The organism is Acinetobacter sp. A1-4-2, from assembly GCF_040233925.1.
In the GTDB taxonomy this organism is placed as follows: Bacteria; Pseudomonadota; Gammaproteobacteria; order Pseudomonadales; family Moraxellaceae; genus Acinetobacter.
Map to the genome: position 1 here is coordinate 1,751,267 of NZ_CP157981.1, position 23,407 is coordinate 1,774,673.

The following is a 23,407-nucleotide window of genomic DNA, read 5'->3' on the forward strand; positions in this document are numbered from 1 at the left end:
TATTTATCACTGCATTTTCATTTATTTTTAGGTGTAAAAAACTTTTTATTTCATAAAAAAATAACGAATATTATTTGCTTAATTTATAGGGCTTGGGCAAAGTGATGATATGCATAGGAGCCAAATATGACTTTATTAGAACAACTTGAAATTAAACATCCTATTTTCCTGGCACCGATGGCAGGTGTTTCTACTCCTCAACTAGCAGCTGAGGTTTCCAATCAAGGCGGTTTGGGTTCATTGGGTTTGGGTGCTAGTACAGTTGCAGCAGCGCGTCAACAAATTTTAGAAACGCAAGATCTTACGCATAAACCATTTCAGGTCAATTTCTTCTGTCATCAAAGCGCCTCGCTCGACAAAAATGTAGCAGATCAGTGGATTAAATATTTATCCCCTCAATTTCAGAAGTATCATGCAACTCCGCCGACAGAATTAAAATGTATCTATCCCAGCTTTCTCGATAACGATGACTATTTAAATCTGGTTTTAGAAACTCGACCTCAGGCAGTAAGTTTTCACTTCGGCATTCCGCATCCTCATCAAATTCAGGCCTTAAAACAGGCCGGTATCCTGACGATGGTTTCAGCGACTAATCTGGCTGAAGCACTGCAGATTGAAGCGGCTGGGATTGATATCATTATTGCGCAAGGCATTGAAGCCGGTGGGCACCGTGGCATTTTTAATGAAACATTTGACAGCTCAGTCAAAACTTCTGATCTGGTACAATTGTTAAAACAGTACTGTAGCAAGCCTGTTGTAGCTGCGGGCGGAATCATGAATGGCACCCAGGCTCAGCTCCTAATCCAGTTAGGTGCCGAAGCTGTTCAATTGGGCACCGCTTTCGTACAGTGCAAAAGTTCCAATGCCAACACGGCCTATCGACAAGCCCTGTTTAGCAAACCGATTACCCAAATGACTGCAAGCATTTCGGGACGCCCTGCCCGTGGTTTAATTAACCATTGGCATACCCAAATCGATCGACCTGAACGTCCTCCAGTTGCCACTTACCCCTATTGCTATGACTTGGGTAAACAACTGCATGCCGCAGCCGCTGCACAAGGTGACCATGGTTTTGGAGCATTTTGGGCGGGAACCAATGTCGCCCAGATCCGGGATATGGAAGCTGCGGATTTAATTAATCAGCTGGTTCTGGAAATTAGTCAAGCCTAATTTACTGGCGTATATATTCGATAAAAAACCTCTCAGTTGAGAGGTTTTTGTTCAACATTCATCTAGCATGGAGCACGAAGCCATGCATCTTTGGCAGCATATTTTGCTTGCTCCCAATCTAAACGGGATTGACCTTTGATTACTTCCCATTGGGTTCGCAATTCAGTTTCCACCTGTTCAAAATGTGTATCACTGTCGAACCAAGGACGATTCTTATATCCCACCTCATAGGCACTGCGATAATCCCGATCATGATCTAAATCATCATAGGTACTGCGGCTTTCATGGAAATATGGCAGGTCACGGTGCTGTTCGAGCCAATAGGCGTCTTCCTCTTCCGGGTTCGCTGTTTCTACGATGTTATTACCCTCAATTCCACCGACAATACCGCCAACTACTGCACCTGAAGGACCAGCTGCAGATCCAAGGACAGCACCAGATGTACACCACCCACTGTACCAATACTTGTACCCACAGGGTGAGCATTTGCTTCATTCCTATCTGGTACCCGATTACTTTCCTTATCGCTAATAGGATCAGCATTCACATCTGTTCTTGGTTCTTCTGGACGTTTATTTGGATGAGTAAGATCAGCCTTCCGCCATAGGACGATTTATATTGACCATTCGCTTTCTCCTTCTATCCCATCTATATACAAAATGTTTAGACAAGCAGCTTATTTAAGCTTTAGAAAAATTCAGCATAAAGCACTTCTGAATAAGCTATGTCTTATAAGTGTCCTGAATGGGTGATGAGATGTTTTCACATGTAATTCTTTGCAATAAAGAGCAGTGAGGCTATTTCAAATGGGGTAATAAAAAACAGATAAAAACTATTTAGTTTCGAGCAAATTCACCTGCTCCACCTGTACGTCACTCATAATTTCACCTTGAACAAGAAGCTGATTAAAATAATCTTCTACGACATTAAACTGCTCGGCCGTGCTTTCAACCTTATACATATTTTGGCGGAATTCATTACTTGAGCGTAAACCCTTGGTATACCAGGCAATATGTTTACGCGAAATACGGCAACCTGAGTATTCACCATAGAAATCATAAAGTTCAGATAAATGTCCCAATAACACATCTTTCACTTCAGCAATACTTGGCGCAGCCAGCTGTTCGCCTGTCTTTAAATAATGGGCGATTTCACGGAAAATCCAGGGGCGACCTTGTGCTGCACGTCCAATCATCACAGCATCCGCACCCGTATAATCAAGCACATATTTGGCTTTTTCAGGGCTGTCGATATCGCCATTGGCAATGACTGGAATATTCAGCATTTCTTTAACTTCTTTAATCAAAGAATAACGTGCTGTATTCAAGTACATATCTTCACGGGTACGGCCATGCAGTGCCAATGCAGCAATCCCGGCTTCTTCAGCACGCTTGGCAACCCGCAGGATATTTTCATGCCCATTTAGATATCCTAAACGGGTTTTTAAAGTCACAGGAACATCTACTGCCGCAACCACCGTATCTAAAATTCGTGCCACGAGATCTTCATCTTTTAATAATGCAGAACCTGCTAATTTATTACAGACTTTTTTGGCCGGGCATCCCATATTGATATCAACAATTTGTGCACCATTCGCCACCTGATAGCGTGCTGCTTCTGCCAGCTCGCCGGGTTCAGAACCGGCAATCTGAGCAGAGATAGGCGCCAGTTCGCCGTCAAAATTGGCACGGTACAGACTTTTCTTGCTCATGCGTAAGGTCTGGTCTGAAGTCATCATTTCACTGACGGCATGTCCTGCACCAAAATATTTACACAGCGTCCGGAAAGGACGATCCGTAACACCTGCCATGGGAGCAACAATTAAATTATTTGACAGTTGATATGGACCAATATACATATAAATTCATCACTTTTTCGACCGGCATAGTATACTGCATCTGCTGTATGGGCTCATCCTTTTGGAACATGTTTTCATCATTATGAAAAAAACTCTTTTTACTTCATCTCGGTTTAAATCTTTGAGTATTCTAGCTTTGTCGCTTAGCTTAGTGGCATGTGGGGATAACTCGTGGTGGTCAAAAAACAATGAACCAACCCTAGAAGAAGATCAAGTCAAACGTCTTATTCCGCCACGTGTTAATGACCGTAGTTCTTGGGCCAAAGACATTTACGACATTACCGATCAGCTCGGTATTCCCCAAACCAAAGAAAATATTTGCAGTATTGTGGCTGTGGTGGATCAGGAATCCAACTTCGTTGCTGACCCGCAAGTTCCCGGTTTAGGTGAAAAAGCGGTGAAAGAAGTTCAAGATCGGCTGGATGAAAAATTTAAAGATAAATTGGGCGATACTCTGGGCGGAACCATGGCCGGTTATTTTGAGCAGGTTCTGAAAAATCAGCCCACCCCTGAAAATAATTATTTAAGTCAAATGCGTCGTGTCAAAACCGAGCGTGAATTAGATGAACTCTATCGTGAAATTTTTGACTATATGTCAAAACATTATCATGTCAGCGCCTTAACTGGTGCAGCCAAACTGGTCGGTCAAGACATGGGCGAAAAATTAAATCCGATTACCACTTTAGGTTCCATGCAGGTTCATATTGGCTATGCCAAAGAACATAAACGTCAAGGTGGTAACATGGCCGAATTACGTACTGATTTATATAGTCAATATGGCGGTTTGTATTACGGTATCCACCGTTTGATGATGTACCCTGCCGATTATAATAAAGTGATTTATCGTTTTGCAGATTATAACTCTGGCATGTATTCAAGTCGCAACGCAGCTTTTCAAAGCATGCTCAATGACTTGACGGCAACAGAGCTTGATCTTGATGGTGATTTGTTGCTTTACACTAAAGATGGCTCAGTCCGTTCTGCAGCCAGTCAGTCCGAACGTGAACTGATTAGTGTATTTGCAGCCAACAATATTCTGGTAACACCACGACAGATTCGTTCTGACCTAAAAAAAGAAAAAGAAAAAAGTTTTGAAGATACAGCAACCTATCGTGCGGTAACCAAGCTCTACCAAGAGAAAACAGGCAAAGAGCCAATTTATGCTATTATGCCTGAAGTGGTCATTTCTGGCCCTAAACTGAGTCGTGATTATAATACCAACTGGTTTGCAACGCACGTAAATGGAAGATATCAATCATGTATGCAACGGGCAAAAAGAATAAAAATTTAGCGCTCTTTGATTTTGATGGAACCCTGTGTAAAAAGGACAGTTTTACAGGGTTTATCTTTTATGCCTTATCTAAACGTCATATTGTCAAACAAGGCATAAAAATTCTGCCCTGGATTCAAGCGTATTATTTGAATGTCTATTCTGCACCAGCCATGCGTTCCAAATTGTTTCGTGCCATGTTTAGCAATGCCAATGCCTTAGAACTACAACAAATGGCACAGGAATATGCAGTAAATTTAATGAATCAATTAAATCAGCCTCTGCTTAAGCAGCTTAAACAGCATCAAGCCTTAGGCGATGATGTTGTATTGGTTTCGGCATCGGTCGATGTCTATCTCAAGCCTGTCTGTGAGTTATTAAATATTGATTTAATTTGCACTCATACTGAACAAGTCAATAAGATCTATACGGGACAATACACCACACCCGATTGCAGTTCTGAACAGAAAAGACAACGAATTTTAGAAAAATATCATTTAACTGATTATGCTGTAATTTATGCCTATGGTAATAGTCATGAAGATAAGGAAATGCTTGCGATGGCCCATTATGCTTACATGGTGGGTATCAATGAGACTATTCCTGCATTGCCAAAAAAGATACAACAAATCGCCATTTAAGAGCTGCAAAATTATTCAAAGGTATAGATATCCGTTTTGGCAAAAATTCATTTGTTCTATTGTCCTTATTTTCTTATTAGGCAAGTCGTAAAAGCTGGACTCAACAGAAAATTTGTCAGGTCATGACTATGGCAAATAATGGAAATTACATGAACTTAACAAAAACACTTAAAGCTTATATACATCAGTAAAAAGCCACTTTAATAGAAGTGGCTTTTTATGAATACAAGATTATTTCTTAAACGGGAACGCATATTTAACGATACGTTTAAGCACACTGCCATACTGTTTAACCAAGCTGGCATTATTGTAATTTAAACCATATTTTTCACAAACTTCCTGAACTTTAGGCGCCATTTTACGATAACGGCGCGCCGGAATATCCGGATATAAGTGATGTTCGATTTGATGACTTAAGTGACCGGTCAAAATATGGAATGCCTCTGAACCTGTCAAGTTTGATGAGCCACGAATCTGGCGCATATACCAATGACCGCGACTTTCATTTTCCAGTACCGATTTCGGGAACACTTCCACATCTTTAGTAAAATGACCACAGAAAATAATACTGAATGTCCAGATGTTACGGATACCATTCGCCACCAGATTACCTGTAAATACAGGTAAAGCTGCTGGACCGGCAATCAACGGGAAGAATACATAATCTTTAAATAATTGCTTGCCGATTTTCTTCTGCATCGGTTGCCATTCTTTCTTGGCCTGTTCCTTAGATTTACGTCCTTTCCAAACCTTACCAATTTCAAGATTCTGGATAGCTACGCCCCACTGGAACAGCAGGCAAAATGGAATGCTGTAAATTGGCTGCAATAAATAACCCGGCTTCCAGCGCTGCTCAGGAAACAGACGAAGTAAACCATAACCGATATCATCATCCATTCCTTTAATATTGGTATAGGTATGGTGCTTATAGTTATGGGTTTGGCGCCAGTTATCTGCTGTCCCAACAATATCCCACTCAAACGTTGGACCATAGAATTTAGGATCATTCATCCAGTCATATTGACCATGCATGACATTATGCCCCAGTTCCATATTTTCCATGATTTTGGCAAAGCCCAGTAAACCGGTACCTAATACCCATGCTGGCGGGAACCAGCCTGCAAATAAACAGGCACGTCCGGCAATGGAAGCATAACGGATGGTTGAATAAACTCGGCGGATATATTTCGCATCCTTTTCGCCGATATCATCAAGCACTTCTTGTTTAATCGCATCCAGTTCACGAGCCAAATCATCTAATTGAGATTGTGTGAGCTCACCATTTTTCGGATTTTTAAAATATTCTATTTTAACAGGCATATTCATGATATTTATCTCACTTATAAATCAATGACAAGGTCAGACTGTGCTGAATTGACACAGATTTTTAATAAATTACCAGGTTCGGAATTTTGACTACCATTCACTAGATCTTTCGTTGAACCTTCAACTTTATTACACACACATTTATGACAAATGCCCATGCGACAACCATGAGTCGGTTTAATATTTTGTTGTTCCAGACTGCTCAGAATAGACTGACCTTTAGGGATGACCAGTATTTTATTGGATTTCAGCAAAGTAATATTCACAAAACCAATATCCGAATTTTCAACAGGTGTCATGCTAAAAGCTTCACTTTTGAAACTCTGTGCATTTGCAAACAGCTGTTCCGCCTGTGCAACAAATCCGGATGGACCGCAAGCATACACCAGACTATTTTCAATATTATTCACCAAAGCCAGGTGTTCTTGGTTTAAACGTTTGCCCGCATCTTCTTCCTGGGTATAAAAAACCTGAAAAGAAAAATTCGGATATTGTTCTGCAAGTTGTTCAAAACGTGCTTTAAAAGCAACATCAGCATATTGCTTAACCCAATACAACAGCTGAATCGGTGCTTCAGTCATGCGATCTGTTTTAGAGAGTGCTTTGAGTAAACTTAACATTGGGGTAATACCACTACCGGCCGCAAGCAATATCATCGGTTGAGCCTGTTCTGGTAACAGCATGTCCCCATAAGGTTGACCAAATTCAAGAATATCGCCAACTTGAGCATGTTCAACCAGCCAGGAACTGACTTTGCCCTGATCAACTTTTTTAACTGTTAATAAGACATGTTGAGTATCAAGCTGCGTCAGACTATAGCTACGTTCATAGCGAACACCGTTGACTTCCACAAGAACCGGATGGTGCTGCCCTGCTCGCCCCATTTTAAAATGACGGTTCACCTGAATGGTTAAACTCATCATATTTTGCGCAGAATTTTCTTTTTGGACAATTTTACCCAAGGCCTGATTGACTGACCAAAGGGGATTGATTTTTTGCAACCAGAAATCAGCTGCGTACTGGTCAATAACGCTTTCAGCCAGTGAACTTAGGGGAGATTTTTTCATTTTTTCTACAACATGCATAGTCAGTACCACGCGATCGATTTTTAATTATTATACACATGTATATATACTTGTATATATATTTGTATTGTTTCTATTCATTTCCCAAGTTGCAATGCAACCGTTATAATGTTTTCGTATCTCTAATCCCTTGAAAAATATGAACCCGTCTTCAATCAAAAAAAATATTGATGCTCCTGTTGATAAACAGAATGTTGTTCATGAACCGGTGACCGTCCGTACTGTAGGACGAAAAGCAACCATTACCAAAGAAGAGCTATTTCAAGCTGCATTGAACTTAATTGGACCACAAAAAAGCATCTCTTCCTTGAGCCTACGTGAAGTTGCGCGTGAAGCAGGCATTGCACCCAACAGTTTTTATCGGCATTTCAGAGATATAGATGAACTTGCGATTGAGCTGATTGATCGTGCCGGGATTGTATTGCGTCAAATTTTGCATCAGGCGCGCTTAAAGGCCTCCAAGCAAAACAGCATTATTCGCAGTTCAGTCGAAGTTTTTATTGAACAGTTAGATGCAGATGAAGGCAATTTAAGTTTATTGCTGCGTGAAGCCTATACCGGCTCCGCTTCATATAAATTAGCGGTTGAACGCCAGTTAAATTATTTCCAGCAAGAATTACAGGAAGATCTCATTCGCCTGGAACGCATCAATAACAACAGGCTTTCTCACCCCGATATCGCCGCAAAAGCCATTACCCAGCTGGTATTTAATATGGGTGCAACAGTGATTGATATCTCTGCGAAGGAACGTAAGGAAATTGCCGAACAAACCATGATCATGATTCGGATGATTCTAGAAGGTGCACGCCATCTGGATGAAGCGAAAATCCGGTAATTTATAATTTTATTGCTCGTGAAGAATATACATATTGATTCTTCACTACGCATTCAATATTTTGCTGTGCTGAAATAATTTTTTTCACCGATTGGGATATGCTTTCAGGTTGCTCTAAAGGAAACATATGCCCGCCTTCAACCACACTAAATTCAATTCCATAGATTTTTTTCATTCCTTGCGGCAAGCCCTGTTTATAAAAGTGACTCTGTTCTGCCGTAATTAAATGTACAGGCATTTTCGGTGCTTGACGTGGTGTACGCCACCACCAGGCTGGAACGGTTCTGAAAATTTCTGCTTCAATGGCTTTAGGAATAGTTAAGGTCACGCCTCCTCTGCTTTGATCTTCTGTAATAGCATGAGCAAAATAATCATCGAAACACTGCTGATCAAAATTTTTGAACAGCCGGTTATTGCGTAAAGATATATACGCTTCATCAAAACTGCGCCAATGATCTTTGCGTTTAAGCGTAATCGCTGCAGGCGTAATTTTATCAACGGCTTTTAACCTGAGCTTTTGCAAGCCTTCAAAAATAGCTGACTTGCTGCCGATCACAAAAGGTGGATCCATAATCACCAGTTGTGAGAACAGATCAGGACGTTTATAGGCCGCCATTAAAGTGAGCAAAGAACCAAATGAGTGGCCCAAGCCAATCACCTGCTGGTTTGGAAACTGCCGTTCAATGTCTGCAATCACCTGATCCACCAGATGTGTCCATGTATAAGTGACGGGATATTCAGGACTCATTCCAATCACTGGAATAGCTTTAATATCAAATTCTTCTTCAAAAGAGCAAAAAAACTTCTGATAACTAGCCGAAGGAATACCATTGGCATGAGTAAAATGAATTGCATTTTTTCTGAATAATTCATCTGCCATACAAGCTACTCTCGTTGAAATTGTTCCCGTAGTAGTGCGATAGCTTAAGCAAAAGCAGGCCTGAATGACATCACTAAATGCATAACTCCCTGACTTGCAAGTCAGATGGCTTAATTACAGAATTCTGTGCAACAAATGATTTGGCTACTGCGGTTTATTTTCGCGAAACCACCAGAAACTGACTGCCTAAAAAAGTTGCCCCACAAGTTGTCTTATCACCTGCAATCACCACCCCACGCCCTTTCACATTAGTTGACTGTTCAGCAGCAATCGCGGACACAACAGTTTGGCATTTCGGACAATAATGCTTCATGCCATGCAAATGCACAGCAATTCCATTTATGCTAAAAGAAGGATCACATTCTGAAACCATACCGCCGTGCGAGGTGGTAGAACCGAGGGTTATTAAAGACTGAGCCATTGTTATTCTTCTTGTACTTTATAAAAATTATTTTCTTATTTTAGCATGAGTTGAATTTTAAGCTAGATGAGTCAGAACTCCTTCATCTTAAACATAAAAAGCACCCACAGGTGCTTTTTGTTTCAATTCCAAATTATGGTTTAACTACAACCATCACCTGAATGGCTTCCGGTGTGACAGATAAGCCATCCAACAAGCTCAAGCCTTCTTTCTGGAATTTCTGTAAGCGTGAAATTTCATCTTCACGGATACTTGGGTTGAATTGCTTCAGGTAAGTTAAACGGTCAATTTCATATTGCCATTTATTGCCATAAACTTCTTTTGCCTGCTGCTTGAAGTTTGGCAATGCAGTTTTGGCAATATCCAAGGCTTGTGCATAACGCTGCTCAATCACTTCACGGCGTGCTTTCACCACTTGACGGCAGCTATTGCCATCTAGGTGATGCAAATAAGGTTTCAGGATTTCTGGTGCAATCTTTTCAGACAGGTCCTGACCTTTTTCACTAAGCAATACACGAATCAACTGTTGTGGCAAGCTGGATGGCAGGTTCAATGCCTTCGGTGCAACCACATCCACCTTGAACCAGACTTCCATCAATACCGAACCCTGTGGCAAGGCTGCTGATTTTAATACCGCAACGTTGGTACTACCAAAAGATTGAGTATTGATCATTTCCATCACACTTTCAGTGAATGGATGCTCAAGGGTTAAATACTGGGCATCTTCACGAACTTGCGCCTGATCACGATAGAAAGTCGCAGTCATCCCTTCTTCATCTAAAGACAAGCCTTGTACCTGCATTTGATCGGTCGGCTTGATGATCACGGTACCGTTACTTTGCTCATCAAAATCGATATTGGTCGATGCCATGAAGCGTTTCATGAACATCGGCAAAGTGGTGTTGTCATCATAATCTTCAAGCGCCTGCACAATTTCCTGCGCCACAATTGGACGGCAAGAATTGTATTCCAGCAGACGGTCACGGCCTTCCTGCAATTCAGCCTCTAAAGCTTCACGCTGAACACTGACTTCTTCCAGCAAATCTTCAAACTGCTGGCCTAGGTCTGCCAATAAACAGTCTTTTAATTTCACAATGAAGTTTTCTTGCAAGGTTTGTGCCGTTGGTGAAATATTGCTGAAGATATTTAAACCTTCGTTGTACCAGCGGAACATACGTTCCTGTGCAGTGCCCACTAAATAAGGCACATGAATCTGAATCCGGTTTTCCTGACCAATACGGTCCAGACGACCAATACGCTGTTCAAGCACATCCGGGTTGGCAGGCAAATCAAATAAGATCAGGTCAGAGGCAAACTGGAAGTTACGCCCTTCTGAACCGATTTCAGAACACAATAGAATTTGCGCGCCATAAGATTCTTCAGCGAAATAAGCCGCTGCCTGGTCACGCTCAAGCAGGCTCATACCTTCATGGAACATGGCAGTACGGATACCGGCATGTAAACGCAGCACATTTTCCAGTGCTTCCACTACAGGACCACTACGCGCAATCAGCAAGACTTTTTTGTGTTTAAGATCAGTACGCAGCTTTTCCATCAGCCACATCACGCGTGGATCATGTTCCATCCATGCGCCATCCAGCTGAGCTTCTTCCGGCCACATCTGTTCACGTAGCTTACCGTCTTTTGACCAGTTTGCAGGTGCTGGTAAAGGTGCCGGTTGACAGTCACGACCCGGGAAACCCTGAATCGCTTCACGGGTATTACGGAATAAGATACGGCCGGTACCATGACGGTCTAATAATTCGTGAATAGCACGGAAACGCTGTTCCGGCTCATCCTGAATGCTATGACCCAACAAACATTCAATCGCAGCCAAATGTCCTTCTTCCAAAGGCAGGTCTGACATCAACACTTCAGCAATTTTTGCAGTCTGATGATACTGCTCTTCTTCATCCAGGAAGCGATCAAGTGAGCTAAAACGTTGCGGATCGAGCAAACGTAAACGGGCAAAATGGCTTTCTACACCCAGCTGTTCTGGAGTAGCCGTGAGCAGTAACACACCCGGGGTTTTTTCCGCCAGTTCTTCAACCAAGTCATAACGGTCATTACCGCCTTCTTCTTCACTCCACATCAGGTGATGTGCTTCATCCACCACCAGCAGATCAAAACCAGCTTCTAAAGCCTGTTCACGTAAATCTTCGTGATCCACCATCAAATCAACAGAAGCAATGATGCGCTGCTCAGTCAGAAATGGGTTTAGATCAGGATCATGTTCCTTGATGGATGCAGTACGGGTCAAATCGAACAGTGAAAATTCCAGATTAAAACGGCGGCGCATTTCAATCATCCACTGATATTGCAGTGAATCTGGCACCAGAATCAGGATACGTTCAGAACGCGATGTTTTGAGTTGCTGATGAATAATCAGGCCCGCTTCAATGGTTTTACCCAAACCGACTTCGTCAGCAAGTAAGACACGCGGTGCAAAACGCTGTCCCACTTCATGGGCAATATAAAGCTGGTGCGGAATCAGGCCTACACGCGCACCGACCATGCCACGCAGAGGACTGTTCTTCATATTGGCTTGCATCAGTAAAGCTTCAATACGGAGGTCATACCATTCTTTATAGTCGACCTGACTGGCCAGCAAACGGTCAAGCGGTTTAGACAGCTGGATGGTCGCACCGATACGGGTTTCGTTGAGTGACTTACGTTCTTCTGAACCATCTTCCAGATTGCGCACCACATTATAACGAACTACACCATGACGGTCTTCCAAAGACTCAACTGTCCATTTGGTGCCTTCCTGATCTTGCAGTTCATCCTTCACATTAAACACAATACGTGATAAAGGTGCATTATTACGTGCATAGACACGTGTTTCATCACTTTTTGGGAATAAGATGCTAACCGATCTTTCATCTACGTCTATAAGAACCCCTAAACCGAGTTCTGTTTCCGTGTCTGATAACCAACGCTGACCAATAGCAAACTGATGCAATTTTTCCACCTTTATCTAAAAATGAGGACACTAATTTCAAGCCCAAAATCTGCTTGGTATTTGAGCAAAAAATCAGGTCTTTAAGCAATATATTTTGACATAAAGCCCACTAAAAAGTGCGCAAAATCTATGAGGATTAAAAAGTTTTTACTTTAAAAAGGAACTGGAGCATAAAACTCCATCAGCTGTTCTGTTTGCGGATGATAAAAACTTAAGTTTTCAGCATGCAGGCACAGACGCGGCATCATCAGTTGCTGCTCAGGAGTCGCATATAAAGTATCACCAATAATAGGATGATCCAGATATTGCATATGCACGCGTAGCTGATGGGAACGGCCGGTAATCGGGCTAAGTTTGACCCTCGTCACCGCCTGTCCCTGAATTTCAAAATGTTCGATAGCCTGCCAATGTGTCAGTGCAGGCTTGTTATGATGGGGATCGGCAATATGTAATGGTGGATGTTCAGGGTCATAGACGACAGGTATGTCAACCGTGCCTTCCCCTTCGAGATACCCTGCTACAAGCGCCTGATAGGTTTTGTCGGTTTGACGTTCCTGAAACTGGCGGGAAATGGTTTTTTGTCCCCATCTGCTCAGGCCAAACACCAGAATGCCTGAAGTATCCCGATCCAGGCGGTGAATCAGTAGTGTTTTAGGTTCTATTTCTAATAGTCGGTTGATCACGCAATCTTGTAAATCTTCGGTTTTGCCAGGAACGGTAAGTACACCTGCAGGTTTATGGATGACCATAAAATCTTCATCACGATGTATCAGATGTTCGGTTAGAAAATTACTCAATGTTCAATCCCAGGCTGATCGCGCAAACAAGGCGGCAATGATAGAAAGCTTGGCACAGAATTACAATGCACAATATTAGAATTGGTGACGGTTTTTCCGATTTTGCTCAAAAATTATTTCAATCCCGCGTTATCAACGTGCTGATTGCAATACAAAGCTGACCAGTGCATGTAGTGAATTGTGTTTTAGGACATCTTCATAAGTAATGTTTGCCCCATGCGCTCGCCAAATCCCCACTAAAGTGACCATAGCGACAGAATCCAAACCGTATTGTTTCAGATCGACATCAGGATCAATTTCCAGAGCATCCATGTTCAGTTGCTCTGCAACCGCGAGCATAATTCCTTTGGTGGAAAGCACATAATTGGATGGTGCACTTAAATCCCATAATCTAGTCAAACTATAGCTGTTCATGTGATGCAAAGCTTGTGCCGAAATGTTATCAATCCATTGAATATGCTGGTCTTGATTCGACAATAAAATCGCATCGTCCACTACACAGATTTGCTCAGTCACACTTTGTAGATGCGGCAATATTTGCTTGAGCATCGGACTCACCTGTCCTGCAAATATCATTTGTGGATTCGATGATGCATATTCCCCAAGTTGCTGCATCCCCTGCATCAAGTCATCACCGTACAAATCAACAATCGGAATATCCAGTGCTTTGGCTTTATTGGTGATCTGAATCAGATGACTCATGATATCTGTATCTTGTATGCCCGGTTGTACACGTAAATTTTGCAACCCCACCAAGACCAAAACTGATTTAGAGGATGAAAGCTGCCATTTGGCTTGAGATGGTGCGAGTTGGATTTTCTTGGGCATTGGGTACAGCATGGGAGAGCTTCTATTTAATATTTTCAAAGTTGCAATATGCTAGCCTAGATTAAACCGCTTGATAAGTTTTTGGAATTACAAACTGATTTTCGTATAACAGTCACTTGTTAAATAAAAGTAAATTAAAAAAGAGACTTAAATACTTAATTCTATTTTTCCATGGCAGTGTTTGTATCTATAGCCACTATTACATGGACATGGTGATAATCTTTTACTAGGAACTGGTACTAGATTCCAATTTTGACGCCAGTTTATTCCTAGATTTACCATCATACCCACACCACAATTATATGAAAAATTTCCTATAAATTGATTTGTTTGAATATTTGTACCCTTAGGCGATACGTATATATTTACACCAGATACTTCAAAGTTGATTTCAGAAATAGTTAATGGGAATTCTAAAAAATCAGGAGCATTCCTATTAAAATTTTTCTTAAATAATTCTTTGTTATTAATTACATAGAATTTTATAGAGAGTAAATCTCCATTTTCATACTTAATTTCAATTTCCTTACCACTAGGAGGACATTTAAAATCAATGGGATTTCCTATATTTTCCCAACAGTTTCCTCTCATTATTAAGCGTTCTTCTTTTGATACACTTAGCATTTCAACATTTAATAATAAGTATCCATTCTCATCTCTTGTTAAAGAAACAACATCATGATTATCAATTACTAGGGCACGAGGTGTTTCATAATAAAAATTACCCCCTACTACAGTTAATAATTTATTTCTTCGCCATTCAAAATTACCTTTTACTTTTTCTGAATTAACCTTATTTTTTTTAAATTCTATTAATTGATCATTGGTATAAGCATTGTTATCTGCATTTTTATGATGTTGGGTACAAAGCGCGATCATCCCATCTGGTCTATGATGATTTTCAATACTCCAAGGTGGATCAAAATGATGCCATTCGAGGTACGGATTTCCGCAATTAGGAACTGGGCAACCGAATCCTACTTCCTGTCTAAGAATCTGAATTACCTTTTTCGGTGGTGTCCTATTCATTGATAATCTGCCATTCGCTTTTTAAAATTGTCTAAATTAATATAATACATTTTATACAATTTAATTTTTTATTTAAAATAATTCAATAATTTATATCATTTTTAAAAAACCCAATCCTCACCGATTGAGCTTTTTTAATGATGCTTCACGTTCCACAATCATTTTTTAGCGATGGTTCAATTTCTTTATCAAGTTTTACTAAATATGAAATGATCTTTATTCTTAAACCTGCGCCAAAAATTCCTGAATCGCCTGCTGCGCAATTTCCGCATCCTGAAAAGACTTCACTCCAGAAACCCCCATTGCACCCACCAACTGACCTTGGTACATAATCGGCTCACCACCTTCCAGCATTCCTGAAAAGGTATCCATGGTTAAAAAGCCCATTTGGCCGCCTTTGATAATATCTTCAAACAGCTTGGATGGACGGCGACTTATTGCAGAGCATTTGGCTTTCTCCAAACATAAATTGGCTGTCATAGGTGATGCCCCATCCATACGCTTCATCGCTAACAAATTTCCAGTTTCATCTACAACGGCGATACTGACATTAAAATCATGTTCAAGTGCATATTCATAAGCTCTATTCAATAAAATTTCTGCATCGCTTAAAGTCAAATAATGTTTGATTTTCATATTCGCTCTCAAAAATTCTTTATAAAAAAGCCCGCTATAAAACGGGCTTCATTTAAATGCTCAAAATTAAGCAGATGCTTTCATTTCAGCAAAAGTTTCTTTCGCAGCTTGAATAGTAAATTCAATATCTTCATCACTGTGTGCTGCTGAAATAAAGCCCGCTTCAAATGCAGAAGGTGCAAAGTTCACACCACGGTCTAACATGCCATGGAAGAATTTACGGAAGGCATCTACATCACATTTCAGCATGGAATCAAAGCTGGTGATGTCTTCCTGGTCAGTAAAGTACAAACCGAACATACCACCCACTTGTTGAGTCTTGAATAGTACGCCTGATTCATCCGCAGCGGCTTGTAAACCGGCAAGCAGTTTTTCGAGTTGCGCAGTTAATTTTTCATAAAAACCTTCGGCACGTAAATGTTTAAACATTTCAATACCGGCACGCATCGCGAGTGGATTACCTGACAATGTCCCTGCTTGATAGACTTTACCCAGTGGCGCGATGCATTCCATCACTTCTCGTTTACCACCAAAAGCACCTACAGGTAAGCCTGCACCAATAATTTTACCCAAAGTGGTCAAATCAGGTGTTACGCCATAATGTGCCTGTGCACCGCCTAGACCGACACGGAAACCGGTCATCACTTCATCAATAATGAAGACCGAACCATGCTCATCACATACATCACGAATTGCCTGTAGGAAACCGTCAATCGGTTTCACCAAGTTCATGTTGCCTGCGACTGGCTCAACAATTACGCCAGCAATTTCATGACCGAATTTAGCAAAACATTCTTTTAAAGTCGCGATGTCATTGTACGGCAGCGTTAAAGTATGTTTGGCAAAATCCGCAGGCACACCGGCTGAAGTCGCTTCACCCTCACCACTGGTCAACATACCTGAACCTGCTTTAACTAAAAGCGAATCTGAATGACCGTGGTAACAGCCTTCAAATTTCACAATCTTGTCACGGCCTGTATAACCACGTGCCAAACGAATCGCTGTCATGGTTGCTTCCGTACCTGAATTGGTCATACGAACCAGTTCAATCGATGGCATGATCTCGCAAATAATATCTGCAAGCGTGGTTTCATGTACTGTTGGTGCACCAAAGCTTAAGCCATCAACAGCAGCCTCTTGTACGGCTTTAATGATGTCAGGATGGGCATGGCCTAAAATCATCGGTCCCCATGAACCGACATAGTCCACATAGCGTTTACCATCGACATCGTATAAATAGGCACCCTTGGCTTTTTCAATAAATACAGGCGTACCACCCACCCCATTAAACGCACGTACCGGTGAATTCACCCCACCCGGAATATGTTTGCTGGCTTGTTTAAACAATTGTTCTTGCTTTGGAGATAGGCTCATGAATTTACTCAACTCAAAATTAAATCAATCTAAATCTATATTATTAAAGGCTGTCTTGAAAAAGTGCAGACCATTCATCAAGACGCTCAGGAATGACATGCATAGGACGACCTAATATATCACTAATCACTGCACAATAATCTGCACCAGATTCAACCACGATCTTTGAATTTTCAACGGTTAACCCGCCAATGGCACAGATCGGCACATTTAGTTGCGTTTTGGCTTGTTTCAAGGTTTCCAAACCAATGTTCCCGGCCTCAGGCTTAGTATCAGTCGCATAAATTGCACCAAATGCCACATAATTTGCACCATCGGCAATCGCCTGTTCTGCCAATTCCAGTGAATTGTTGCAACTGCGACCAATCAGGACACCTTCTGGCAAACGCGCAACCGCTTCCTGAATCGAGCCATCATCCTGCCCCAGATGCACACCTACACCGTATTTAACTGCAATTTCAAGATCGTCATTAATCACGAAAGGTACGCGATATTCAGCACACATGGCTTTCATGTACTCAATTTCATAAAATTGATCTTCTTTGGCGACTTTTTTACGACGGTATTGCAATACTGAAATACCGCCATTGGCCATTGCACCTTCAAGTTTAGCCAATAAAAGTTCTAAAGGATCATCATTGGTGATCAGATATAAACCGCGCATAACAAACTGCCAAAATTAAAACTGCCCTATTATAGGCATATCAGGGACAAGATTCAGCGGAACTGTCTTAATTCCTTAAAATTACAGCAGATAAATATCAAAAAAATTAGAAAACTTAAACGGTAGCAACTTTGAGTTAAATAGTGTGAAAATACCTATTTTCAGGGATAGATCATCTGAAGATTAAACGATTAAATAAACCACAAAATGACAATAAATAATAATTATAAAAACAAAAACTTGAAGCAATGAAAAGACTTCCTGATCCTTGATTATAAAATGCGCTTGGGGGAAGCGAATCAAGGATTAGGAAGTCATCCTATTTTTATTTAAATCTTTTATTCCGCTAAAATTGGGTAATATCTTCAACTCTGACAAAGCATTTTTTGTAGATTTTTAATTCCCTATTTTTTTAATCTTGATTCAAAAACTTTAGCTTTTATCTCCCCTTCCTTAAATAAAAAAAGCCTAGAGAAGGTCGCTCTAGGCTTGGAAAACTTTAAAATTAGGACGCTCGAAGTAAAAAATCAATTTATTCAATGCCTGTTCTATTAATAGAATATTCACTCTACCATTGCAAGTCTACATTCCGTAAATTTACAAATATTTTATTTTTAGATAAATTTTTTAAACACTATTCACATAATATAAGTGATTTTTTAACTAACTGGGAATTTTATCCAGGGAACGATCTTTCAAACTTAAATTCCCACGCAACACATCAGAAAACATACGCCAATCTGAAATAAAACTATAGAGTGGCTGTTTAAAACTGGCCGGTTTGTTTTTTTCAAAGCAGAAATGACCTGCCCATGCACTGGCATAACCAAACAATAAGCCATAAACCAGATACTTTGGCTTTCTTTTTACAATGGCACGACTTAATAGGCAGGCCCCGACACTGCTGCCAAATATGTGCAAACGGCGACTCATGATATTACGATGCTCAGTTAAATAAAACCGATAGAATTCATGATAGTTTTGAATCGGCAGCTGAAATTCCGGTTCTGGATGATGTTCAAATTTGAGCTGGATTGTTGTATTCATGGTCATAGTCCTGCCTATTTTGATTCAAGTTAGCTCATATTTCAGCCAAATTAAAGTGTCCGCTTTTATCATTTTTTTGATCATTTGCAAAGCAACCAGTCAAGAATCCGTTCGTCAAGTCTTACATCAAAAATCATTTTCGCTACAATCATCAGCTTAGAATGAACAATGCTATTTCCGGCGCTATAAAAGAACAGATTTCATAATGCATGTGTAAGCTATAGATAATGTTTGCATTGCTGACATCGCATCAAAAAATTAGGATGAAAAATCATGATTGAAGTTGAATTAAAATTTCAAATTCCTGAAGCAAGACGTAATGCTTTACTGAAAGCATTGGATCCTAAAAAATCTGAAATTATTCAACTGAAAGCCAAATATTACGACACATCGGAACGCTTACTCTCACAACATGGTGTTGCCTTAAGACAACGTCTGGAAGGCACACGCTGGATCCAAACCTTAAAAGCTGCCGGGAAAAGCCACTTACATCGTTTTGAGCATAACCATGACCTGGGCGAACTGGAACATGCCCCGCAACTGGATTTATCTATTTATGAGCAGGATGCTGAAGCACAACACATCCTGAAAAATGCTTTGGGTGAGTCACAGGATCAACTTAAATTACAGTTTGAAACCGATATACAGCGTACCTTTCGCGTCATTCATTTTGAAGAAACCGAGATAGAAGTCAGTCTAGATGTTGGTGAAGTGCGTACCGAAACAGCCCAGAGTGAAGTACATGAAGTTGAATTTGAACTTAAATCCGGTTCTGTCCAATCCTTGTTGGCCTTTAGCTTTGAATGGGTGAAAAAATATCATCTTTGGCTGGACGTACGCAGTAAGGCCGAAATCGGCAATCTTTTGGCCATCCAGCAACCCGTCAGTCCGGCAAAATTAGCCAAGGAATTTAACTTAAGTAAAAAAGACCCCGCCAATAAAAACTTGCGTCTGCTGATTGCCCAGCAGTTACAGCATTTACTGCCAAATATCGCAGCTATTGCTGCAGGTGTTGCCGAGCAAACCCATATTCAGCAAGCTCAAATTGCCCTGGATCACTTGCATTTGACCCTGTCGTTATTTAAAGACTGGAATGAGGCAGTTTCCGACAAATGGGCGGTGCAGCTGGGTGCATTTAAGCATCAGTTTGATCATTTACAACATTTGCAACATATGCAGTCGACTTTAGGCGCATTTTTACAGAACCCCAATACTGCATCGAATTTAGCCAAAGATATTTTGTATGCCAAAGAAAAGTTGGCCAATTTGGTACGTTCAACACAAAACGTACATCATTATCTGGAATTATTGATGTTTGGCCTGGACCATGAGGATAAGCTCCAAGGACATGACTTAAAATGGTTTGCACAAAATACCCTACAAAATCAATATAAACAGCTCCAAGAGCATCTTGCAAATACCGATATTGCCAATTTTGAAAGTCTGGATCAGTTAGCCACTAAAATTCATGAACTAAAATTTAGCTTCCCGATTCTAACTTCGATTTATGATGTCAAAAATTTGCAAAAATACAGCAAAGCCTTGAATGATGCACAACTTGCAGCCAGTGAATATCAAATTTTGGCCTCTTCTGCCGAGTATATTCAGCAAACTGAACTGGAAGCCAGTGACTGGTTTGTGTTGGGTTGGCTGACAGCAAAACAGGAAGTGTATGCACAAAACCTGCTTGAAGCGACAGAACAATTCCTGGTGAGTCGTAAATTTATTAAGTAACAAATAAAGCGACAAAATTAAACCAGTCAAATCAAAGCGTATGGCATGATCTTTTAATGCACACCAATGAGTGGGGCGACATACGCTTGATCTACTTTCTGGCAAAACCCTACTCTTTTTTTGATACTGGCTTACAATGAAAGTCATGGCCCTATCGGATGATGAAGCGTCAGGAGTTTTAACATGCTTGAAGTAGAATTAAAATTTCAGATCCCCGCATCAGATCAAGAAAAGCTCTATCAGCTCTTCTTGAACAAGAATGCTCGCTTGATTTCTTTATACGCAAAATACTATGACACGCCCGAACGGCATTTGGCTGAAAAAAATATTTCATTACGGCAACGTCTTGAAGATGATCACTGGATACAAACTTTAAAAGTGCCCAGCGATCATTCCTTACAACGTTTTGAACTGGAAAGCGATTTAGGCAAACTAAATGCCCCTCCGGACTTGGCCCTTAAGATTTATCAATCCGATTCGAAAGCAAAACAATTGCTGCAAAATGCTTTGGGCAAACAGGCTAAAAACCTGATTGTGCAATATGAAACAGTCGTTCAACGTCTGGTACATGTGATTCATTTTAACCGTTCAAAAATTGAAGTGAGTCTGGATCGCGGCGAGATTCGTCGTAACGATCAGAGCGTGTCAATTTATGAAATTGAATTTGAGCTTAAACAAGGTTCCATACAAGACCTGATTAAGTTTATTCACCCCTGGGTGCAGCGATATCATTTGTGGCTAGATGTGCGAAGTAAAGCTCAACGCGGCGATTTGCTGGCACAGAATTTAAAAAATCCTGCTGCTCAATTTGCAAGCCCACTCAAGCTGAATCAGCAGGACTCAACAGATCACGTATTAAAGCAGATCATCAATAATACCTTGCAGCACCTATTGCCGAATGCATCAACCATCGCTTCCGGACAGTATGATAGCGAACATGTGCACCAGACTCGGGTTGCCATTCGCCGTTTAAGAAGTGCCTTACGTGTTTTTGAGGACTGGTCAAAAGATGTCAATCCAGACTGGCAAGAGCAGCTGACTCATCTGTTCCGTCAACTGGGTTCAACCCGTGATCGCGATGCCTTGAGTGAAGGACTTTTACCTCAGCTTGAACAGGCAGGTGCCCCTTTTATTCAGCTTCCGAATACGCCTGAACAATCCGGCATTCCCATTGATGAATCATTGCGTTCTTCAGACTTTGTAGAATTGATTCTTCATCTGCTGCGCTTTGTCGATCAGCCCAGTAAAGAACAGAAAAAATCCGGATTAAAAAAAGATATCGCCAAAAAACTGCAAAAAATGCATCAACAAATCTGCAAAGATGCCAATCAATTTTTACAGCTGGATATTCCATCCCGGCATCGTACCCGCAAACGGGTCAAACGCTTGCGTTATTGTGTAGAATTCGTGGCTTCGCTTTATCCTGTTCAAGATGTAAAACACTATCTTAAAGATTTAAAACCTGCCCAGGAAAGTTTGGGACAATATAACGATTTGATGGTGGCCGAAACGCTGTTTCAGAATATGGTTAAACGTAAACAAAAAGCGTGGTTTGCCGTGGGCTGGATTGCCAGTGAGAAAAAATACGTTCTGCAACAGGCTCAGCAGCATTTAGACGATTATTCTAAAACCGATACTTTCTGGTAAGTAGAAAATGTAAAACCAATATTAGCGATATTTGCCAAAAATTTTCCAGGTTCCATTATCTGCCAATGGATCGCTATAACTGTCATTGCGCTGTTTGCGTGGCTTGTCACGGGCATCTACCAGCTCAAAATGTGGCTCTGTACTCAGTACAATACCATTTACATAAAACCGCGTACGAGTATATTCACTTTGTCCATGCTGGAACACATAAGTGCGCAAATCGACGAATTCACGATGAGCCACCAAAGCTGCGCTATCATCATTTTCCAGCCAGGCACTCATGGCCTGAATCTGCTCAGGTTCAAATTTTCCACATTTATCAAGCAGGCTAGCAATACCGCGAAAAGTTTTCGACTCTTTGGCGCGGGTTTTATTAATTCGGATGCGGTCAACATGAAAATAAAATAACGGCAGATTCAAATGGCTGGGTAAATGTACGGCATCGAGTGTTTCATCTTGCATAAAAGGTTGAAATAGATCTTGTGCTCCTTCAATTAACCCGATCCATTGCCGGTAATATTCATCGACTTCTTTTTTAGACCCATAATAAATAGGTAAGCCTTCGACATTGGCCAAATTTACAGGCGGCCAAATATTTTGACGCAATAAGGCGATGTCACTTTTTAAACTTTGTACGGCAATGGCATCTTGCATTGGAGTATCCATTTTATACTTAGGCTATTTTTAGATTAAGCCAAAGGTTTAGTTTCTGCAAGGCTTTGCCTATAATAAGCTATTAGATCGTTTTTGCAGGAAAAGTTCATGGTTCAAAAGATTGAAGCAACAGATGTAACCGAAGAAGAAGCGTTAAATGCTGCTTTTTTTGAACGTGCTGATGAATTTATTAAACAGGCCAACGAATTTTGCCGTGTCGAAAAAGGTTCAGCCGTGAAACCTGCTGAAATGCGCGGACAAGTCAGCGCTGCCATGCTGTTTGCTACTGCCCGTTTTAATACTTGGGTGGCTGCCAATAACTTTAAAGATGGCAATGAAATGCGTGATGCCAAAGATCAGGTCATGTCGTACATCATGCAGCAGTTCCAGATGATGCTGGAAGACAACTATGACGAATATTGCGAACAGTTTGAAAACTATCTTCGCTTCCGTCATAACGAAGAATTTCATACCAACAAGCATGATCATGACCACAATCACGATCATTAATGAAAAGCCCTACGGGGCTTTTTTTATGTGCTAAGTTTT

At 40.9% G+C, this 23,407-nt stretch carries 21 protein-coding genes and 1 pseudogene; 7 read left to right on the top strand and 15 right to left on the bottom strand.

Going from position 1 to position 23,407, the window contains the following annotated elements; genetic code table 11:
* Window positions 1–126: 126 nt before the first annotated feature.
* A complete protein-coding gene (locus tag ABJ384_RS08650) occupies window positions 127–1,170 on the top strand; it encodes a nitronate monooxygenase (RefSeq protein WP_349926782.1) in 1,044 nt (347 codons plus the stop codon).
* 62 nt (window positions 1,171–1,232) lie between these two features.
* Here ABJ384_RS08650 and ABJ384_RS08655 read toward each other — a convergent pair.
* Together ABJ384_RS08655 and dusB are read right to left on the bottom strand one after the other, a co-directional pair.
* Window positions 1,233–1,783 (bottom strand): annotated as a pseudogene (locus ABJ384_RS08655) (hypothetical protein).
* Between the two features lie 219 nt (window positions 1,784–2,002).
* Window positions 2,003–3,028: a tRNA dihydrouridine synthase DusB gene (dusB, locus tag ABJ384_RS08660; protein ID WP_349926784.1), complete on the bottom strand. Its 1,026-nt coding sequence runs from the start codon at window positions 3,026–3,028 to the stop codon at window positions 2,003–2,005.
* Window positions 3,029–3,110: 82 nt separating this feature from the next.
* On the opposite strand from dusB, the gene ABJ384_RS08665 reads away from it, so the two are divergent.
* Both ABJ384_RS08665 and ABJ384_RS08670 read left to right on the top strand, forming a co-directional pair.
* Window positions 3,111–4,319 (top strand): DUF1615 family protein, encoded by a 1,209-nt coding sequence (locus ABJ384_RS08665; protein ID WP_349926786.1) that lies wholly within the window; start codon window positions 3,111–3,113, stop codon window positions 4,317–4,319.
* Entirely contained in the window at window positions 4,286–4,939 is a 654-nt protein-coding gene (locus ABJ384_RS08670; protein ID WP_349926788.1) for an HAD-IB family hydrolase, read from the top strand. The genes ABJ384_RS08665 and ABJ384_RS08670 overlap by 34 nt, the downstream gene beginning before the upstream one ends.
* Window positions 4,940–5,170: 231 nt before the next feature.
* On the opposite strand, the gene ABJ384_RS08675 is transcribed toward ABJ384_RS08670, so the two are convergent.
* Both ABJ384_RS08675 and ABJ384_RS08680 read right to left on the bottom strand, forming a co-directional pair.
* Window positions 5,171–6,265: an acyl-CoA desaturase gene (locus ABJ384_RS08675; RefSeq protein ID WP_180174902.1), complete on the bottom strand. Its 1,095-nt coding sequence runs from the start codon at window positions 6,263–6,265 to the stop codon at window positions 5,171–5,173.
* 14 nt (window positions 6,266–6,279) lie between these two features.
* Window positions 6,280–7,350 (bottom strand): ferredoxin reductase, encoded by a 1,071-nt coding sequence (locus tag ABJ384_RS08680; protein ID WP_349926790.1) that lies wholly within the window; start codon window positions 7,348–7,350, stop codon window positions 6,280–6,282.
* 139 nt (window positions 7,351–7,489) lie between these two features.
* Here ABJ384_RS08680 and fabR point away from each other — a divergent pair, with 139 nt between their 5' ends.
* Window positions 7,490–8,185 (top strand): HTH-type transcriptional repressor FabR, encoded by a 696-nt coding sequence (gene fabR, locus ABJ384_RS08685; RefSeq protein ID WP_349926792.1) that lies wholly within the window; start codon window positions 7,490–7,492, stop codon window positions 8,183–8,185.
* Between the two features lies 1 nt (window position 8,186).
* Here fabR and ABJ384_RS08690 read toward each other — a convergent pair whose 3' ends face one another.
* From ABJ384_RS08690 to ABJ384_RS08735, 10 genes are all read right to left on the bottom strand, one after another.
* Entirely contained in the window at window positions 8,187–9,065 is an 879-nt protein-coding gene (locus ABJ384_RS08690) for an alpha/beta hydrolase (protein WP_349926794.1), read from the bottom strand.
* A 154-nt stretch (window positions 9,066–9,219) separates the two neighbouring features.
* Window positions 9,220–9,486: a PAAR domain-containing protein gene (locus ABJ384_RS08695; RefSeq protein ID WP_349926796.1), complete on the bottom strand. Its 267-nt coding sequence runs from the start codon at window positions 9,484–9,486 to the stop codon at window positions 9,220–9,222.
* Window positions 9,487–9,619: 133 nt separating this feature from the next.
* A complete protein-coding gene (gene rapA / locus ABJ384_RS08700; RefSeq protein WP_349926798.1) occupies window positions 9,620–12,457 on the bottom strand; it encodes an RNA polymerase-associated protein RapA in 2,838 nt (945 codons plus the stop codon).
* Window positions 12,458–12,600: 143 nt separating this feature from the next.
* Window positions 12,601–13,245: an RluA family pseudouridine synthase gene (locus ABJ384_RS08705; RefSeq protein WP_349926800.1), complete on the bottom strand. Its 645-nt coding sequence runs from the start codon at window positions 13,243–13,245 to the stop codon at window positions 12,601–12,603.
* 132 nt (window positions 13,246–13,377) lie between these two features.
* Window positions 13,378–14,085, bottom strand: a complete 708-nt coding sequence (locus tag ABJ384_RS08710) for a phosphopantetheine-binding protein (protein WP_349926802.1) — start codon at window positions 14,083–14,085, stop codon at window positions 13,378–13,380.
* A 135-nt stretch (window positions 14,086–14,220) separates the two neighbouring features.
* A complete protein-coding gene (locus tag ABJ384_RS08715) occupies window positions 14,221–15,102 on the bottom strand; it encodes an HNH endonuclease (RefSeq protein ID WP_349926804.1) in 882 nt (293 codons plus the stop codon).
* Window positions 15,103–15,324: 222 nt separating this feature from the next.
* On the bottom strand, window positions 15,325–15,738 hold the full coding sequence (locus ABJ384_RS08720) for a heme-binding protein (protein ID WP_349926806.1): 414 nt from the start codon (window positions 15,736–15,738) through the stop codon (window positions 15,325–15,327).
* Between the two features lie 66 nt (window positions 15,739–15,804).
* On the bottom strand, window positions 15,805–17,112 hold the full coding sequence (hemL, locus tag ABJ384_RS08725) for a glutamate-1-semialdehyde 2,1-aminomutase (RefSeq protein ID WP_349926808.1): 1,308 nt from the start codon (window positions 17,110–17,112) through the stop codon (window positions 15,805–15,807).
* Window positions 17,113–17,155: 43 nt separating this feature from the next.
* Window positions 17,156–17,776, bottom strand: coding sequence for a thiamine phosphate synthase (gene thiE, locus ABJ384_RS08730; protein WP_349926810.1), 621 nt, complete (start codon window positions 17,774–17,776; stop codon window positions 17,156–17,158).
* 663 nt (window positions 17,777–18,439) lie between these two features.
* The gene (locus ABJ384_RS08735) at window positions 18,440–18,823 is read right to left on the bottom strand and encodes a DUF962 domain-containing protein (RefSeq protein WP_166166573.1); all 384 of its coding nucleotides are present in this window, start codon (window positions 18,821–18,823) and stop codon (window positions 18,440–18,442) included.
* Window positions 18,824–19,096: 273 nt separating this feature from the next.
* On the opposite strand from ABJ384_RS08735, the gene ABJ384_RS08740 reads away from it, so the two are divergent.
* Window positions 19,097–20,557 carry a CYTH domain-containing protein gene (locus ABJ384_RS08740; RefSeq protein WP_349926812.1) on the top strand — a complete coding sequence of 487 codons (1,461 nt, stop codon included), beginning with the start codon at window positions 19,097–19,099 and terminating at the stop codon, window positions 20,555–20,557.
* 183 nt (window positions 20,558–20,740) lie between these two features.
* Complete coding sequence (locus ABJ384_RS08745; RefSeq protein WP_349926814.1) at window positions 20,741–22,204, top strand: CHAD domain-containing protein; 1,464 nt, start codon at window positions 20,741–20,743, stop codon at window positions 22,202–22,204.
* 21 nt (window positions 22,205–22,225) lie between these two features.
* On the opposite strand, the gene ABJ384_RS08750 is transcribed toward ABJ384_RS08745, so the two are convergent.
* On the bottom strand, window positions 22,226–22,858 hold the full coding sequence (locus ABJ384_RS08750) for a hypothetical protein (protein WP_349926815.1): 633 nt from the start codon (window positions 22,856–22,858) through the stop codon (window positions 22,226–22,228).
* A gap of 108 nt (window positions 22,859–22,966) precedes the next feature.
* Between ABJ384_RS08750 and ABJ384_RS08755 the strand changes: the two genes are divergently transcribed.
* Window positions 22,967–23,368: a DUF3144 domain-containing protein gene (locus ABJ384_RS08755; RefSeq protein WP_349926817.1), complete on the top strand. Its 402-nt coding sequence runs from the start codon at window positions 22,967–22,969 to the stop codon at window positions 23,366–23,368.
* The last annotated feature ends 39 nt before the right edge of the window (window positions 23,369–23,407 follow it).